This window comes from Aquibium pacificum (assembly GCF_040839445.1).
Taxonomy (GTDB): domain Bacteria; phylum Pseudomonadota; class Alphaproteobacteria; order Rhizobiales; family Rhizobiaceae; genus Aquibium; species Aquibium pacificus.
The window spans coordinates 615,784-630,520 of record NZ_JBDPGJ010000002.1; the positions used below are offsets into that span (position 1 = coordinate 615,784).

The following is a 14,737-nucleotide window of genomic DNA, read 5'->3' on the forward strand; positions in this document are numbered from 1 at the left end:
TAGGCCTTGTCTCGCGTGTAACCCTTCGCTATCTAGCAGCCCGCGCCAAGGCGCCCACGGCCCCGCGGAGAGGTGGCAGAGTGGTCGAATGCACCGCACTCGAAATGCGGCATACTCGCAAGGGTATCGGGGGTTCGAATCCCCCCCTCTCCGCCACGTGCCTATGCTAAGGCATTGATGTCGAAAATAATTTCCCTTTCAGCCGAAGGCGTTCCCCACTGGTTTCCCCACTCTGTTCATTTTCGGCGATGATTTTAGTTCAGCAAGTCGGGCAATTTTGCCTTCCACTCGCTCATGAGCACAAGAGCGCATTCGACCGTCGTGCCGTCATCTTGGACTAGCAGGCTGTTGAAGAACTCAATCGCGTTCGCAGACGAAGCGATCGTATTCCAGCCGCTCCATAAGGAGACGCTCCGAGCGGATCGAGTAGAACGCCTGCAACAGCATCGCCCGCAGCAACTTCTCCGGCGGAATCGACGGTCGCCCGATCGTCGAATACAGCGCCGCGAACTCTCGCTCCAGCGAGCCGAGCGCCTCGTTCACGATCGTCCGGATCGCCCGCAACGGATGGTCGCACCGAACCCGCGCCTCAAGATCGACGTAGCTGAACAGTTCGCCAGTTCGTTTGTCGTCACCGCGCATGCACCGGTCTCCGAATCCCTTCGGAGACAATGAATCACGCCGAATGCCTCGCCGCGAGCGGCTTTTTCAACGGCCTGTTAGTGGACGAAACTACACGGAAAGGTGATGATTGTAGACAAATTCCTTGTCCTTGAAGGTCAGTTCCGTCACGCGACACACTCCCGCATTTGTGGCGCGATAGAATCAGCAAGGGTCGGCCAAGGCAAGCGCCAATGCCTCTTCAAGTCGGCCTGTTTGCGTCCAGCAGTGCCTGCAAAGCGGCATGGGCTTCAGGGGTCAAGGGCGGGCCTTTCGCGGCTTCCTTTTCGAACGAACGCATGATTTCTGCCTGCCTATCGCTGGCGACGTTTCCGTAGCTCGTGAAGGTGGTCAGGACCTGTTCATAGCCCAGATTCTGGCTCCATGCCTTGAACTCTTCCGGCGTCGTGCAACGCCTTTCCCCGAGCCGTGCCAGTGTCTTGCGGAAGGAATGGGGATTAGAATAGGGCAAGCCGGCCGCCGCGAACGCGTCCTTGAAGATACGGCGGATAGGTCCCGCATTACTCCAGTGGGACCGGGAGAGACCAGTGGCGGCAAACTTGCCATTGACCAAGCCCATGTCGGTTGCCGGAAAGAGCGGATCATCCGGGCCGAACAGACATTCGGTTTCCAACGTTTCAAGCCGGCCTTCCACGATGGCGCGCGGTTTTTCGCCGACAGGGAAGAACCATGTGGAGAATGTCTTTCGGTTTTTCGTGCGCACGTCACGCGCGTCCTGTTCGATCTTTCCAGCGTTGATGTCCACGTGCTTCAGGGACATGGAGGCGATAGCGTCGTCGCGCCCGCCGGTCAGGATGGCAAAGGCAAGCAGCGCTCGATTGCGCCTTTCGATCAGCGTGCGTGCCGGCATCCGTTCCAGCGTCCTAGTGATATGCTGCAATGTCGGTGCGGGCCTTTCGCGTTTCGGCGCGTTCGGTGCCGTATCTGGAAGGGCTTTTCGTGGTTACTAAAATCAGAAAGCGGGTCAAGCGGCCGCACACCGCAAAGGCCTTCGTCGAGGGGCTGCCCGCAACCACGGACCGGAAGGAGGACAAAAAGCCAGCCAGAAAAGCCCCCTGACACCGCCCGCTCAACGCGCGACTGTCAGCCGATTTCCCTCTCTGTACACGCTGAAGTCGGCAACGACGACGCCTCACTCTATGCAACGCTATTGATCAATACCCTCGAATACCAAATTCGCATTTGAACTATTCGGGTCGTAGCCAATCACTTTGCACTCTCCCTTGGCCCGCCTCGGTGCAGCTCCGTTGAGTTCTATACGATCCCTACCCCAAGTGCCGGAGACATCATATTGCGCAGGCAAACAGTCCTTCCTGAATGTTCGAGCTGTTCCCTCTATACGCGACTTCTCGCGTCGACCATCGAACAGTAGATTACCATGTGGAACAATATTTGAGAGAGAATCTTTAGTTTGGAAATATTGTATTTTGACGGCTGCTTGGTCTTCGCCAGCCCGAATGGCTGTCAGGAGCATTTTTGAGCCGTTGTGATCGTAGAACCGTTCCGAAATGAGGGCAGCATCTCCTTCGTATTCCTCCATTTCCGCTATCTTGATGAATGAGGGGAGTAGATGCCAGGTGAACAAGCCGTTCAGCATAGGTCGCGAGATTTGATATTCATTTTCGTATCGATAAACGATTGGCGACATTTCATCGTTGGTGACTTGGTGGTCCAGAATTACGCCGTCCAAATCGGTGTCGATCACACATCTATCGGCCATTCCTTCCGTGCCGAGACGGCGACCACCATCGTTCTCGTAGGCGAAGGCCGTATCATTGAGCGCGGAGGATATCCAATCCTCAAGGAGTTGGGCGTCCGTTCGCACATCAACTGGCGTCCCATTCGGGAGAAAGCTCGCATAAATCTTTGATGGATAGGTAGCGGCAATAGGATCGAGTCCACCGTCCGACGTCCAATTATGTAAGTTCGAGCAGAGCAAGTCGGCTGCCAGCGAACCGTGCAGGCGCAGTTCCTTCTCGGCATCGAGACGTATGAACCACCTTCCTGCATCCCCAATCGTGTTCACGTATACGAGGTCCCTTTCCTCGCGTGCATTTAGTGCCGCCCTCACCAGGCTCGGTTGCCAGCCGTGACGAACTGTCAATTCGGAGAACTGAAACGCGGCTGCGAGTATCTGCCGTTCGAGCATGGCAGCGATCGGGACAGGAGAACTTCCGTCTGAGCCAAAAACACGCTCCGGCAGCACAGGTGCATGAAACCCCAATCTGCCAGTGGGGTGTAGCATGCGATCGGGTACGGTTTGTTCGCCGACACGCCGCGCTCCTCCCATGAATCCGATCGCACACGCGGAAACGCACGAGACATTTGGACCGACATAAGTGGCAACATGGTTTTGATGGATCAAATCGGCCATCTTCAAGCCTTCGATCAGGCTGCCGCCGGGGCTGTCGAGCGACACAACGACGGAGCCCGAATCCGTGATCACCTCTTTCAGCACCGCTTCCAGCTTCGCGGCATCGCCCGCGTCAATCTTCCCTCTAACAGAGACCGTCACGACCTCAGCGGACCGGGAATGGGAGAACTCAGCCGCGGCGGCAGGCGCTACGAACATCGGGAGCATGCAGATGAGAACAGTTAATCGTGTCATTCTTCGAGCCACTGTCTGTAGGGCTGGCAGTTTTCGCCTTGCTTGAGCTGATTTGCTTCGGCGACTTGCGGTTCCGTGAGATCCACCGCGTGACCCGGTCCATCCTCGACAAGTCTGCGAATTAGTTCCGACGACCACTCCCGATCCCCAGCCAGCAGCAAGATCTCGACGAAAAGTTGAAGGGTAAGGTTGCGGGTCTGTTGAGATACCTCGCGTTCGCTACCCCCTTCCTTTCGTGCGACATCGGCGAACGACGGCATGGTCAGTTGTATCTCAGCGCCGAGAACGAACCGTCGGTCGGGCGGGAAATAACCTTCCATCCCGATGCCGGTGCCTCCCATGAATGCGATTGCACAGGCTCCGGTGCAGCGAGCATCTGCGGAAACATAGCTCTGGATGTTGTATCCTCGAAGCAAATGTGAGATTTTTACCGCCTCAAAGTAGTCTCCGCCTGCGCTGTCGAATGACAACCTCCCGATTTCGACATAGTGCTCACTGTTGCTCGCTTGTCCTGGCGTAAGCAGTTCGTGCAGACGTTCAAAATCCCCTTCCTCAATGTCTCCAACGAGTTCGATGGTCTTTAGCGACGGGCAGCTACCTATCGCATCTCCATCATCGTACACATTGAATTGAGCCGCGCTGGCGCCACCGCCCAGCAGCGCGACTACTCCCAAGGCTATTGACAGGCGAAATGCCAACACACCCTCCAAGGACGGATAGACGATCCTTCCCTCTGTTGCTCGGTAGGTCAACAGCCGTATTGACGTGAAAGCAGCTTCGTGTTGCCATAGGCGGGCCGGAAACGGAGGCAGGGAAAGGGCGGATGACAGTCGTTCTGTGGCGGCCCTTGCTATGCGCACTCTGTGTCTGCGCCGCAACTGAAACTGTTCGCGGACAAGAGGACGCCTGGAACGTCAAGAACGAGCTGGCAAGATGCGTGATTGAAAACGCCGAAAAGTACATCAGCGGCAATTCGGATGATCCCGTCGTCATTTATGTGGAAGCTTGCCCTGAGCCCTCTACGGAGAAATCACTGGCATTGCTTCTGGAGAACTCCATCGTTCCCGAACTAAAGGCCGATGCAGATGCCGACATAGACGCGATAGTGGTGTTCACACGCTCCGAACTGGCATGCCTCGCAAAAATTCGGATCGAATCCACGGACGAGATTGTTAGTCTCCCCAAGAAGCCCCGATGCTGAAATGGCCTAGCGAGCAGTTCACTCCTTGGGCAGTCGCGTGGACGACAATTATTTCCAATATCACCCTGATAGCGGCGCTCGTCATAGCGTACTGGACATATGTGCAAAGCGCAGAGAACAGCCAGAAGGACAAATCACTCGAGTATGTCGCCGACTTCAATAGGGACGACATGCTGGAGGCGAGGAATGTAGTCTACCGGGTTTGGAAAGATTTCGACTTCAAGAAGAAAGCGCCCGGCGGTTCACGAGAGGTCATTTATGCGATTGTCGAGCGGGTGACGGCAGACCATGATCAACACGGGCCTGAGAAATCGATAAAAACCGCCATCATCAACATCTCCACATTCTTCGATAGCGCTTCGGTGTGCGCCAGGACGGAGGTCTGCGATGGGGGGATACTTCAGACGCAGCTCGGTCCCTATGCAAGATCATTCTATTGTCTCTATGCCGAGTGGATTGCCGCGGAACAGGCTCAATACAACCTTCCGGCCCTCGGTAGCGGTATGATAGAACTCGCTGAAAACGAGGGGAGTTGTTAGGCCGTGTGGACGGAATTGATCAAGATGAAGCCGGCGGAGAGGGCGACGAAGGATGCGAAATTTCGCCTTGCCTTCTCGCAGCGTAGGGCGACGCGCTTGAAGCGCTTGATCTTGCCGACGGCCTGCTCGATGCGGGCGCGGCCTTTGTAGAGCGTCCTGGCGAAGAAGGCCGGCTTGTCCTTCTCGTTGGCCTTGTGTGGAATGACGAGAATGATGCCGCGATCCCGCGCCGCCCGGCGGTTGGCCTTGCTGGCGTAGCCCTTGTCGCCGATCGCCGCGCGCGGCTCGACCTCGGGACCGAGCCCGAGCAGGATCGGGAAGTGCGGCGCGTCGCCCTTCTCGCCGCCGGTCAGGTCGAATGCGATGGGATGGCCGTCGAAGTCTGTCTTCAGGTGGATTTTGGTGGAGAAGCCACCGCGCGAGCGGCCGAGCGCCTGACCGTGCTGCCCCCTTTATGGATGGCCCGCCCCTCCCGCCGAAGCCTGTGTGTAGGATGTCGGTGTTCAAGAGAGGAAGGAGCGGACCATGAGCATTGTGATCCTTGGCATCGACCTAGGCAAGAACAGCTGCAGTGTCGTCGGCCTGGACGAAAGCGGAAAGGTCGTCATTCGACGGCGAATGCGACGCGAGGGGGTGATCGCGTTCGCTACAAAGCTGTCGCCCTGCATCATGGCGATGGAAGCCTGCTGCGGTGCACATCACATGGGGCGATCGCTGGCGGCACTGGGCCATCAGGTCCGTTTAATGTCTCCGGAATATGTGCGCCCTTATGTGAAGGCTCAAAAGAACGATGACCGCGATGCTGAGGCGATCGCCGAATCGGCGACGCGACCCACCATGCGCTTCGTCGAGCTCAAGAGCGAAGAGCAGTTCGACGTTCAAGCCCTGAATCGAGTGCGTGACCGCCTGGTCAGTGAACGCACCTCGTTGACCAATCAGATCAGGAGCCTGCTTTTGGAGCGCGGGCACGTCGTGGCCCAGGGTCACGCCCGGCTGCGTCTTTCGCTGAGTGAACTGCTTGACAACGGCGGCGACGCGCTGAGCCGACGGATGGCGTTCCTACTCGAGGACATGCGTTCGCGCTGGGAAGAGCTGGACCGCCGCATCGCGGCCTTTGACGCCGAGTTCGCAACCATGGCGCGGACCGACGACCGCGCCCGGCGACTGACAGGCATTCCCGGCATCGGAGCGCTGAATGCCACCGCACTGGTAGCCGCAGTTGGCAGCGCGGCAACATTCGACAAGGGACGCGACCTCGCCGCGTGGTTAGGCCTTGTGCCTCGGCAAGCCACAACTGGAAGAAGGCCGAAGCTCCTGGGTATCACGAAGCGCGGAAGCAGGTATCTGCGCAAGATGCTGATCCAGGGCGCACGGTCGGCTATGCCCTCGTTGACCAAGAGCAACACGGCGGTCGGATCGTGGCTGCGCGCACTCCTCGCTCGCACCCACCTCAATGTCGCCGTCGTCGCGCTGGCTGCGAAGATGGCCCGCACCGTCTGGGCGCTGCTCCACCACGGAAGGACTTATCAGGTCGCATCGAAGTAGGGATGAGGAACAAACGTACGGATAACCGCCGGACGTCACGAGCGGCGAGTGGTGAAAGGAAGATGGCCTGACAGTCGATCGGTGTTCCGAAAACCTCCGGCGTAAAATGGCCCAACGAGGCCGGCCCCTTTATGAGGATCGGAACGCGCGGATCTCCATCTTGGCGGCGGCCGCCAGGCCGACATGCCGGATACGTTTGTGCAGACTGTTCACACCATCCTCCAATTGTCGCTTGCAACCGGGGCGGGCCATACGTTTTTGGCCGCCGCCGACACATGGGCGCGGATCACCGTCGAATCGAACATCTGCACCAGGTGCGCCGCGGACGAGAGCGACGCGAGGTGGTCGAAGAAGGTCTCGAACACGCCGGCCTTGCTCAGCCATCCCGCCGCTACCGTGGTAGGTTTTCGCACCGCCGCGCTCAGATGTGCGGAACGAGGCTAGTTCGAAGTGACGAATGAGTTCATACATTTGCGTGTATCGAAATAACCGACTATGGGGGTCGAAAGTGAAGATGAAGCGTCAGGCTCTGTTCGGATCGCTAGCCTGTTGAGCTCCTGTATGTATGACAGATGAATGAATTGCGCCCTGTGGAGAGTCAGTCCTGCCGCTCTCTGCGGCACGGCGCATCGTATGATAGGAAAAGGATACGGTCTTGCTTGAAAGCTACAGCGGCGCCACACGCGTCTACTTCGTCCTCGGGCACCCGATCGCGCAGGTGAAGGCGCCGTCCGGCATGACGCGGATGTTCGAGCAGTCCGGCATCGACGCCATCGTCGTGCCGATCGACGTCCAGCCGGCAGATTTCCCCGCCTTCTTCAAGGCTGTTGCGCCGCTGCGCAATGTCGATGGTTTCGCTGTCACCATCCCGCACAAGTTCAGCGCCGCGGCGCAGTGCTCCAGCCTGTCGGAACGCAGCCGCCTACTCGGTTCCACCAACATAGTGCGTCGTAATGACGACCGAACCTGGCATGGCGACATGCTGGACGGTATCGGCGCCGTCGCCGCAATGCGCGCCAAGGGCTGCATCTTCGAAGGCGCACGGGCGCTGCTAGTCGGGGCTGGCGGCGCCGGGAGCGCAATCGGCCTCGATTTCCTAGCGGCCGGCGTTGACACACTTGCCATCCACGACATTGATACCGTACGCAGGGACAGTCTAATCGCGCGGCTTTCGCAGCGCTATCCCGGCAAGGCAGTCGTCGGTTCGGCCGACCCGTCCGGCTTTGCCATCATCGCCAATGTGACGCCGGCCGGCATGCGGCCAGACGATCCCCTGCCGGTCGATTTATCTAAGCTTCTCCCGGAGATGTTCGTCAGCGACGCCATCACTATGCCCGAGATCACGCCGTTGCTGGCGGCCGCCGGCCAGGCAGGCTGCCTCACCTCGACTGGCGTCGACATGTTCCAGGCTGAAAGGCAGATGATGCTGGATTTCTGGGTTGGTGACGCCGCGGCGCCAGTCGGCGCGGCCGCATGACGAAGGCTTTGCCAAGGATCGGCGGCAGCACCTTCTCCTTCGTCTGGCGCGATCAGGCGCTGCCAGCGATGCGCCGGATGGCCATGATCGGCCTCGACGATTTCGACGTTTTGCTTGCGCCCGGACATCTGTGGTTCGAGACGAGCAGTGCCGAGCGTGGTGCGCTGCGGCGCCAGATCGAGGCCGACGGGTTGCGAATCGAATCCCTCAACCTGCCCGCGCTCGACCACAATCTGTGCAGCGTCGTGCCGGAGGTGCGCGCGCGCACCGTGGAGGTCTACGCGGAGGCAATCCGCCTGGCCGCCGATCTCGGCGCGAAGGGCGTCGTCGTCGTGCCGGGACGGGTGTCGGGACTGCTCGCGCCGCCGCACAAGGAAAGCGTCGCCCACCTGACCGACGGCGCGGCAGCGCTTCTCGATGTCGCCCGGGCGAGCGGATGCCGCCTGTTCTTCGAAACGCACCCGCAGACGCCACTGCCCACCGCCGACGCACTCGGCGCCTGGGTCGAGCAGTTCGCGACGCCGCTCGCATCGATCGCCTACGACGTCGCCAACGCCGAATTCATCGGCGAGGACCAGGTCGCGGCGATCGCGCGCTGGGGCCGCCTGATCGGGCAGTATCACTTGTCCGACGCGACCCGGACGAGCTGGCGGCATGACGCGATCGGCAGCGGAACCGTGCGTTTCGGGCAAATCCTCGAAGCGATCGGCACCGGCGGCTTTCCCGGCGTGGCGATCCTCGAGATCATTTCGACCGACCCGATCAAGGACATGCGCGCCGGCCTCGGTGCGCTCGTCGGCTGATCCGGGCAACGCGCCAATGCCGCGACAAGCCGCGGCCCGCGACATCTCCCGTAAGCAATTTGTTCTTGTATATGGCCTTGTGCAACGTGTAGAACAGACCCGCCCGCCTATGGGAGAACGGACTTGTCGCGTCGAGCGCAGCCGATAGGTGCTTGTATCGAATTGGAGGAACCATGCTCAAGAAACTGATCGCCGTCGCGGCGTTGCTGATCGCCGGCCCGGCGCTGGCCCAGAGCTATCCCGACCGTGACATCCAGGGAACCATCATGTGGGGCGCCGGCGGCGCCACCGACAATCTGGCCCGCGTCATCGCGCCCGCCGTCGAGGAGGAACTCGGCCAGAAGATCGTGCTGGTGAACCGTCCCGGCGGGGTCGGCGCCATTGCCATGCAGTATGTCAATTCGCGGCCGTCGGACGGCTATACGCTGCTGTTCGGCGCAGAAAATCCGCAGCTTCATCGCGTGCTCGGCCTGGCGGATCTCGACTATGCCTCTTTCTACCCGGTGGCGATCGTCGGCCGCAACATCCAGGTCTTCGTCGTCAATCCTGATGCCAAGTGGAAGACACTGACCGAACTGGTCGACGACATCAAGGCCAATCCCGGCCAGATCCGCATGGGCGCCACGGGTCCGGGCGGATCGCCCGCTGTGGCGATGGGGATGCTGAACTCCGTCGTCAAGGGTGAGGTCACCCAGGTTCCCTTCGATGGCGAGGGTCCGGGGCTGACCGCGCTGCAGGGCAACCATGTCGACTTCATGCCCGTGAGCCTGCCCGCCGCGGCGGAACTGCTCCGCGCCGGACGCGTGCGCGGCCTGGCCGTTCTGGATGCGGAACCACTCGCCCAGTTTCCCGACATCCCGGCCATCACGGCCGAATATCCCGAACTCGGCAAGTATCTTCCCTGGGGATCATTTCAGGGCATGTTCGTCAAGCGCGATGCGCCCGATGAGGTGAAGAAGACGCTGACGGACGCTTTCGCGGCGGCGATGGCCAACGAGCGCGTCGATGACTTCATCCAGAAGTCCGGCATGGTCAAGATGGCGATCAGCGGCGCGGAAGCCGACGAGTTCATGAAGCGCTGGCAGTCGGTGACGAGCTGGATCCTGCATGACACCGGCGACGCCAAGGTCTCGCCCGAGGAACTCGGGATTCCGAGACTCTGATCCGCGATCCGTTCCGACGGAACACTGGCGGAATCCGGCGGCGAGGGCTACTCCTCGCCGCAACGTCATCGGAGCACGTCACCATGATCGAACCGCAATCGCCCGCCCCGGGGCAGACCGTGTTCTACGGCGTGCTTTTGGCCGGATCGGGGCTCCTCCTGTGGGAAGCCTGGAAAATCGAGGGTTTCGGCTCGCTGAGCGGGCCGGGCATGTTTCCGATGATCGCGGCGGGGCTGATGGTCGTCACCGTGCTCATCATGATGGTCAAGGTGCGGCGGAACCGCGCTCCGTCGGTCGACGAAGCCGAAACGCGAGCGACCCGTCTCGCGCGCATCGTTACCCTGCCGATCCTCGGCTACATGGCGCTCTGCGCCGTCTATGTCGCGGCGCTCGAACTTGCCGGCTTCTGGGTGGCGTCCGCCGTTTTCCTATTCGTCTCGTTCGTCTTCCTCTACCGTAAGGGCGTGATCGCCGCCGGCCTCGTCACCGCGGCCTCGCTTGCCTTCGTCTTCGCCGTCTTCAGCTTCATCTTCCAGGTCTATCTGCCGTGACGGGAAGCCTCCGCCATGCCTGAGTCCCTCGGCTATTTTCTCATGTCATGGCTCGATCCGAGCCTGTTCGGCCTGGTGCTCGTGGGCACCTGGGCCGGCGTCTATGTCGGCGCCATTCCGGGCATCTCGGTCACGATGGCCGCTTCGGTGCTGATCTCATTTACGTTTTCGTGGGACGTGAACGCGGCGCTCGCCATGATGGTGGGCGTCTATTGCGGCGGCGTCTACGGCGGCAGCCGCACGGCCATCCTGCTCAACATTCCCGGCACCCCCGCGGCGGTCGCCACCGCCTTCGACGGGTATCCCCTGGCCAAGCTGGGCGAGGCCGGCAAGGTGATCGGTATCTCGACGGTGGTCTCGGTTATCGGCGGCTACTTCGGCATCGCCATCCTCGCCATCGCGGCGCCCTCGGTCTCCTCGCTGGCGCTGCAGTTCGCCCCGCGCGACTTCCTGCTGCTCGCCCTGATCGGGCTTCTCCTGGTGGGAGGCCTGTCCGGCGGATCGCTCGCCAAGGGCATCTTCGCGGCGGCGCTCGGCGTGCTGATCGGCCTCGTCGGGCTCGACAATCTCACCGCGCAGCCGCGCCTGACCTTCGGCAACGTCTCGATGCTGGGCGGAATCTCCTACATCGCGGCGATGATCGGCTTCTTCGGTCTCTCCGAAGCGCTGTTCCAGCTTCGCAGCCTCGATATCGAGCCGGTCAAACAGCACTTGTCGAAGATCATTCCCGCCTGGAAGGAGGTCAGGAAGTACCTGCCGCTTGCGCTGCGCAGTTCGGCCATCGGCGTTACCATCGGAGCGCTGCCGGGGGCCGGCGGCGACATCGCCTCGCTCATTGCCTATGACCAGGCCAAGCGTACGGTCAAGAATCCGAGCCGTCCGTTCGGCGAAGGCGCCTATGAGGGCGTGGTCGCGCCGGAATCCGCCAACAACGCCGTCATCGGCGGCGCCTTCGTGCCGATGCTGACGCTCGGAATCCCCGGCGATGCGGTGACGGCGCTGTTCATCGGAGCGCTCTACATCCACGGCCTGCGGCCGGGTCCGCTGCTAATGGTGGAGACGCCGCATCTGTTCTGGTTCATCGTCGGCGCGCTAGTGCTGGCGAATTCGCTGCTGCTGGTCATCGGGCTCACCGGCATCCGTGTGTTCACGAAGATCATGATGATGCCGCGGGGGGTGCTTATCCCGCTAATCGTGCTTCTGTCGGTGGTGGGCACCTACACGATCCAGAACAGCATGACCGACGTCTACTGGATGCTGGCCTTCGGCATCTTCGGCTATTTTCTTAAGGTCTACGGCTTCCAGCCCGGGCCGATCATCCTCGGCGTCATTCTCGGGCCACTGATGGACGTGTCCTTCCGGCGCGCCATGCTGTCCTCGCGCAGCGACCCGCTCGATTTCGCGACCTCTTTCTTCCTGAACCCCATCTCGCTGGCCCTGACCATGGGCTTCCTGCTCCTGATCCTGAACCAGACCCCGCTGTGGGGAAAAATCTTCCGCCGTCGGCAAAAGTCGGCCTAGACGCTTCAGACGGGCTGCGGCGCCAGTTGCGCGCCGCCGCAGACGTGGATCACGTCGCCGGTGATGAAAGAGGCGCGGTCGGAGGCGAGGAAGGCGATCGCACCGGCGACGTCGTCGGGCGTGCCCAGACGATCGAGCGGCGTCAGCTTGCGAAACGAATCCGCCATCGCGGCATTGGCCGCCACGAGCTTCTTGTTGAACGGCGAGTTCAGGAAGCTCGGCGCCACCGCGTTGACGCGGATGCGATCCTTGCCGAGCTGGACGGCGAGCGCACGCGTCAGGCCGATCAGGCCGGACTTGCTTGACGTGTAGCCGATGCCCGTGCCGCTCAGATAGACGCGTGACGCGACGTTGACGATGCTGCCGCTGCCGGCTGGCCGCATCAGGGGCGCGGCCGCCTGGCACAAGAGCATGGGCGCCGTCAGGTTGATGGTCATGATGGCGTTCCAGACGTCGAGATCGACGTCGCCGATCGTCGGCGCGCCGGTTCGGCCGGCATTGTTGACCAGGCAGTCCAGCCGTCCGAAATGCGCCTCGACCGTCGCCATCATCGGCTTGATTGCTTCGAGGTCGGAGAGATCGACGTCGAGCGCCAGCGTCTCGACGCCGAAATCGCGGCCGATCTCGTCGCAGACCGCCGTCGCCGCCTCGATGGCGATGTCGGCGAGCACGATGTGGAAGCCGTCGGCGGCCAGCATGCGGGCCGTGGCGGAGCCGACGGCACCGGCGCCGCCGGTGATCAAGGCGGTCCTCATCGCTGCCACGGCATCATCCGCCGCTGCAGGGCCTGCAGCCCGTAGGTCAGTAAGACGCCCAGCATCATCACCACGAGCAGCCCGGCATACATCTTTTCCGGGTTCAGCACTTCCCAGTAGTAGAAGGTGATGAAGCCGACGCCCTGCTTGGCGCGCAGGAACTCGACCGAGATGATCACGATCATGGCGGTTCCGAGCGCGATCCGCAGCCCGGCGAAGATGACCGGCATGGCTCCGGGGATGATGACATGGCGCATCATTTGCCAGCCATTGGCGCCGTAGTTGCGGCCGGCCATGAGATAGACCTTCTCGATGCCGCGCACTCCGGCCATGGTGTTGATGGTCATCAGGATGAACACGGCCAGCGCCACAACCAGGATCTTCGGCCCCTCGCCGAACGGGTTGGCGAAGATCAGCATGACGATCGGGAAGATGGCGATCTTGGGCAGCACGTAGACGGCCGACAGCGTGGTGTCGAGCATCAGGCGCACCGTCTGGTTGATTCCCATCACGACGCCCAGAAGGATGCCCGGTATCGCGCCGAGCACGAAGCCGACAAAGACCCGGCCGAGCGTCGCCAGGACGTGGCTTTCCGAAAGCAGGTTCCAGACGCCGGCCCAGCCGTCGCGGGCCAAATATTCGGGGATCAGCCATGGGCGCCCGATTAGGCTGGTTTCGGAAAAGCGATCGTAGCGCACCGTCATGTCCCACAGACCGGCCGCGATGCGGCTCGGCTGCGGAAACCAGGTCGGATTGATCAGCCCGTAGTCGCCGGCAAACTGCCACAGCAGCAGCACGAGCGCGGGAAAGCCGAAGGCGAGCGTGCGCTCGTAGGCGGCGCGGCCCCGCAGCGGCACCATGCGCCCGATGCGCTCGCAGACGATGACGAGGATGACGAAGCTGCCGACGATGGCCAGCCACGCCAGTGGCCGCCACAACCCGGTCACCGCCAGCAGCACGTGCAATGCCACTGCCGCTGCGAGGAGCATAAGGATTGCGCGGCGGTCGGCGGCGTGATGATCTTTGGCGTCGGGCGGCGCGCCATTGTGTTCGGAGAGCTTGCCGCTGGAAATTTCGGTCATTGCTGCATCTCCATCGCGCGCGTGACCTCGCTCGACAGCCGCTCCCAGATCTCGGCGCGATGCTCGGCGAAGCGGGGCATGTTCATGGCGTCGATCGTGCGCGGCCGCGGTAGGTCGATCTCGAAGATGGCGAGCCGGCGTCCCGGCTGGGCGCTCATCAGGATCACCCGGTCGCCGAGCAGCACCGCCTCATCGAGGCTGTGGGTGATGTAGACGACGGTCTTGCGCGTCTCCTCCCAGATCCGCAGCAACTCGTCCTGGAGCACCACGCGCGTCTGCGCATCGAGCGCGCCCAGCGGCTCGTCCATCAGCAAAACCTCGGGATCGTTGGCGAGCGCGCGGATGATCGAGACGCGCTGCTTCATGCCGCCGGAGATCTGGTGCGGATAATAATCCGCGAATTTTGCCAGCCCGACGCGGTCGAGCCAGGCGCGCGCCGTCTCGCGCCGCTCGCACGCCGAAACGCCGCGCATCTGCAGCCCGAAGGCGACGTTATCGATCACGGTCTTCCACGGGAAGATCGCGTATTCCTGGAACACCACGCTGTTCAGCGGCTTGCCTGGCTCGGCGCCGGGACGGATGTCGATGGTGCCGAAGGAGATGTCCTCCAGCCCCGCGAGCATGCGCAGGAAGGTCGACTTGCCGCATCCCGACGGCCCGACGATGCAGACGAACTCGCCTTCGGCGACGTCGAGGCTGAAATCGTCCAGCGCCGTGATCGACCCGGCGAGCGTCGGGTAGGTTTTGGTGACGTTGCGCGCGACGATTTTCGGCGCGCGGGGCGCGCCACTCGGAGCCATGCTGTTCATGC

At 61.7% G+C, this 14,737-nt stretch carries 16 protein-coding genes, 1 tRNA gene and 1 pseudogene; 9 read left to right on the top strand and 9 right to left on the bottom strand.

The window, feature by feature from the left end:
• The first annotated feature begins 66 nt into the window (after positions 1-66).
• A tRNA-Ser gene (locus ABGN05_RS09360) sits at positions 67-156 on the top strand.
• A 225-nt stretch (positions 157-381) separates the two neighbouring features.
• Here ABGN05_RS09360 and ABGN05_RS09365 read toward each other — a convergent pair.
• From ABGN05_RS09365 to ABGN05_RS09380, 4 genes and pseudogenes are all read right to left on the bottom strand, one after another.
• Positions 382-642, bottom strand: a pseudogene (locus tag ABGN05_RS09365) (transposase); the annotation flags it as partial.
• A gap of 220 nt (positions 643-862) precedes the next feature.
• The gene (locus ABGN05_RS09370) at positions 863-1,531 is read right to left on the bottom strand and encodes a hypothetical protein (protein WP_367953738.1); all 669 of its coding nucleotides are present in this window, start codon (positions 1,529-1,531) and stop codon (positions 863-865) included.
• 297 nt (positions 1,532-1,828) lie between these two features.
• Positions 1,829-3,196, bottom strand: a complete 1,368-nt coding sequence (locus ABGN05_RS09375; protein WP_367953739.1) for a hypothetical protein — start codon at positions 3,194-3,196, stop codon at positions 1,829-1,831.
• Between the two features lie 89 nt (positions 3,197-3,285).
• Complete coding sequence (locus ABGN05_RS09380) at positions 3,286-3,987, bottom strand: hypothetical protein (RefSeq protein ID WP_367953740.1); 702 nt, start codon at positions 3,985-3,987, stop codon at positions 3,286-3,288.
• A gap of 125 nt (positions 3,988-4,112) precedes the next feature.
• Here ABGN05_RS09380 and ABGN05_RS09385 point away from each other — a divergent pair, with 125 nt between their 5' ends.
• The gene (locus tag ABGN05_RS09385) at positions 4,113-4,490 is read left to right on the top strand and encodes a hypothetical protein (protein WP_367953741.1); all 378 of its coding nucleotides are present in this window, start codon (positions 4,113-4,115) and stop codon (positions 4,488-4,490) included.
• Positions 4,484-5,029, top strand: a complete 546-nt coding sequence (locus ABGN05_RS09390) for a DUF4760 domain-containing protein (RefSeq protein WP_367953742.1) — start codon at positions 4,484-4,486, stop codon at positions 5,027-5,029. Before ABGN05_RS09385 ends, ABGN05_RS09390 begins: the two co-directional genes overlap by 7 nt.
• Here the strand turns inward: ABGN05_RS09390 and ABGN05_RS09395 are convergent.
• Complete coding sequence (locus tag ABGN05_RS09395) at positions 5,026-5,427, bottom strand: transposase (RefSeq protein ID WP_367954354.1); 402 nt, start codon at positions 5,425-5,427, stop codon at positions 5,026-5,028. The genes ABGN05_RS09390 and ABGN05_RS09395 overlap by 4 nt on opposite strands.
• Before the next feature lie 127 nt (positions 5,428-5,554).
• Here ABGN05_RS09395 and ABGN05_RS09400 point away from each other — a divergent pair, with 127 nt between their 5' ends.
• The gene (locus tag ABGN05_RS09400; RefSeq protein ID WP_367953743.1) at positions 5,555-6,574 is read left to right on the top strand and encodes an IS110 family RNA-guided transposase; all 1,020 of its coding nucleotides are present in this window, start codon (positions 5,555-5,557) and stop codon (positions 6,572-6,574) included.
• Positions 6,575-6,783: 209 nt separating this feature from the next.
• Here the strand turns inward: ABGN05_RS09400 and ABGN05_RS09405 are convergent, their stop codons facing one another.
• Positions 6,784-6,987 carry a hypothetical protein gene (locus ABGN05_RS09405; RefSeq protein WP_367953744.1) on the bottom strand — a complete coding sequence of 68 codons (204 nt, stop codon included), beginning with the start codon at positions 6,985-6,987 and terminating at the stop codon, positions 6,784-6,786.
• 242 nt (positions 6,988-7,229) lie between these two features.
• Between ABGN05_RS09405 and ABGN05_RS09410 the strand changes: the two genes are divergently transcribed.
• The 5 genes from ABGN05_RS09410 to ABGN05_RS09430 all read left to right on the top strand — a co-directional run bounded on the left by ABGN05_RS09410 (position 7,230) and on the right by ABGN05_RS09430 (position 12,089).
• Complete coding sequence (locus tag ABGN05_RS09410) at positions 7,230-8,051, top strand: shikimate dehydrogenase family protein (protein WP_367953745.1); 822 nt, start codon at positions 7,230-7,232, stop codon at positions 8,049-8,051.
• Positions 8,052-8,128: 77 nt separating this feature from the next.
• Positions 8,129-8,854, top strand: a complete 726-nt coding sequence (locus ABGN05_RS09415; RefSeq protein ID WP_367953746.1) for a sugar phosphate isomerase/epimerase family protein — start codon at positions 8,129-8,131, stop codon at positions 8,852-8,854.
• Between the two features lie 173 nt (positions 8,855-9,027).
• Positions 9,028-10,017, top strand: a complete 990-nt coding sequence (locus ABGN05_RS09420) for a Bug family tripartite tricarboxylate transporter substrate binding protein (protein WP_367953747.1) — start codon at positions 9,028-9,030, stop codon at positions 10,015-10,017.
• An 83-nt stretch (positions 10,018-10,100) separates the two neighbouring features.
• Positions 10,101-10,568 (top strand): tripartite tricarboxylate transporter TctB family protein, encoded by a 468-nt coding sequence (locus ABGN05_RS09425; protein ID WP_367953748.1) that lies wholly within the window; start codon positions 10,101-10,103, stop codon positions 10,566-10,568.
• A 15-nt stretch (positions 10,569-10,583) separates the two neighbouring features.
• Positions 10,584-12,089, top strand: coding sequence for a tripartite tricarboxylate transporter permease (locus ABGN05_RS09430; protein ID WP_367953749.1), 1,506 nt, complete (start codon positions 10,584-10,586; stop codon positions 12,087-12,089).
• Between the two features lie 5 nt (positions 12,090-12,094).
• Here the strand turns inward: ABGN05_RS09430 and ABGN05_RS09435 are convergent, their stop codons facing one another.
• The 3 genes from ABGN05_RS09435 to ABGN05_RS09445 are packed head-to-tail and all read right to left on the bottom strand — an operon-like array spanning position 12,095 to position 14,735.
• Positions 12,095-12,844, bottom strand: a complete 750-nt coding sequence (locus ABGN05_RS09435; protein WP_367954355.1) for an SDR family NAD(P)-dependent oxidoreductase — start codon at positions 12,842-12,844, stop codon at positions 12,095-12,097.
• On the bottom strand, positions 12,841-13,926 hold the full coding sequence (locus tag ABGN05_RS09440) for an ABC transporter permease (RefSeq protein WP_367953750.1): 1,086 nt from the start codon (positions 13,924-13,926) through the stop codon (positions 12,841-12,843). The genes ABGN05_RS09435 and ABGN05_RS09440 overlap by 4 nt, the downstream gene beginning before the upstream one ends.
• A complete protein-coding gene (locus ABGN05_RS09445) occupies positions 13,923-14,735 on the bottom strand; it encodes an ABC transporter ATP-binding protein (RefSeq protein ID WP_367953751.1) in 813 nt (270 codons plus the stop codon). The genes ABGN05_RS09440 and ABGN05_RS09445 overlap by 4 nt, the downstream gene beginning before the upstream one ends.
• Between the last annotated feature and the right edge of the window lie 2 nt (positions 14,736-14,737).

Bases quoted from the DNA above. Each gene is read 5' to 3' on its own strand.
- ABGN05_RS09370 (WP_367953738.1), bottom strand. From the start codon at position 1,531: ATGCCGGCACGCACGCTGATCGAAAGGCGCAATCGAGCGCTGCTTGCC.
- ABGN05_RS09385 (WP_367953741.1), top strand. From the start codon at position 4,113: ATGACAGTCGTTCTGTGGCGGCCCTTGCTATGCGCACTCTGTGTCTGC.
- ABGN05_RS09390 (WP_367953742.1), top strand. From the start codon at position 4,484: ATGCTGAAATGGCCTAGCGAGCAGTTCACTCCTTGGGCAGTCGCGTGG.
- ABGN05_RS09400 (WP_367953743.1), top strand. From the start codon at position 5,555: ATGAGCATTGTGATCCTTGGCATCGACCTAGGCAAGAACAGCTGCAGT.
- ABGN05_RS09415 (WP_367953746.1), top strand. From the start codon at position 8,129: ATGGCCATGATCGGCCTCGACGATTTCGACGTTTTGCTTGCGCCCGGA.
- ABGN05_RS09420 (WP_367953747.1), top strand. From the start codon at position 9,028: ATGCTCAAGAAACTGATCGCCGTCGCGGCGTTGCTGATCGCCGGCCCG.
- ABGN05_RS09425 (WP_367953748.1), top strand. From the start codon at position 10,101: ATGATCGAACCGCAATCGCCCGCCCCGGGGCAGACCGTGTTCTACGGC.
- ABGN05_RS09430 (WP_367953749.1), top strand. From the start codon at position 10,584: ATGCCTGAGTCCCTCGGCTATTTTCTCATGTCATGGCTCGATCCGAGC.
- ABGN05_RS09435 (WP_367954355.1), bottom strand. From the start codon at position 12,844: ATGAGGACCGCCTTGATCACCGGCGGCGCCGGTGCCGTCGGCTCCGCC.
- ABGN05_RS09440 (WP_367953750.1), bottom strand. From the start codon at position 13,926: ATGACCGAAATTTCCAGCGGCAAGCTCTCCGAACACAATGGCGCGCCG.
- ABGN05_RS09445 (WP_367953751.1), bottom strand. From the start codon at position 14,735: ATGAACAGCATGGCTCCGAGTGGCGCGCCCCGCGCGCCGAAAATCGTC.